Annotated in this window: 1 protein-coding gene and 1 pseudogene; both read right to left on the minus strand. The window is 43.7% G+C overall.

Annotated elements, in window-relative coordinates:
* A partial coding sequence (locus tag ABD915_RS10105; protein ID WP_345117843.1) for a phage major tail tube protein occupies window positions 1-429 on the minus strand: 429 nt, incomplete at its 3' end.
* A pseudogene (locus tag ABD915_RS10110) lies at window positions 426-638 on the minus strand (phage tail protein); the annotation flags it as partial. The gene ABD915_RS10105 and the pseudogene ABD915_RS10110, both read right to left, overlap by 4 nt.

Here is a 638-nt window from a genome sequence, read left to right on the forward strand (position 1 = left end):
AACAGAGCCATCCCAAAATTCTGTGTAATCCCAAACATTCTTGATCTCGCAATCATAGCCTGTGGCTTTTCCAGCTGTTAAGCCTTCGCTATCGACTTTGACCAAGCGTCCTGTAACATCAATGGAATGTTCATGCTCGCGCCCATCTTCTTCAGATACCACATGTTTTTTGCCGGTAAATTTATGACGAAGACCAGGGGAACCACCAAAGATACCAATGATTTCTGGAGTGTGGCTGCGGATTTTCATTTGCAAGCTCAAAGCTTTCACACCAAGACCACTCACATCAATTTGCATGTCAGAGCCCCCTGGTTGATAGGTTTCGGTGATTTCTTCCAACGTGGGAAGTTTGAGCGTTTCAAGATCAAGATGAAGATTGACATCATCATCAACAATCAGGGTAAAACCACGAACAATTCTTAACGTCATACATCACTCCTTGCTGCCTTGCGATAACCCTCAAGCGTATCGCCAAAAGTATGGGTCATTTTATTTTGGATATCTTCAGAGAGCCGATTAAAGTAAGCACCATTGCGCCGGCTTCCAAAGCTTAAATCTTCGAGAGGGGGGACTTCTTCTGCATCAAATTCCACCCGCAATTTTCCCAATTGCAAATTGCTGTTTGAATTCAAATCACG

The organism is Bartonella jaculi, assembly GCF_039543045.1.
Classification (GTDB): domain Bacteria; phylum Pseudomonadota; class Alphaproteobacteria; order Rhizobiales; family Rhizobiaceae; genus Bartonella; species Bartonella jaculi.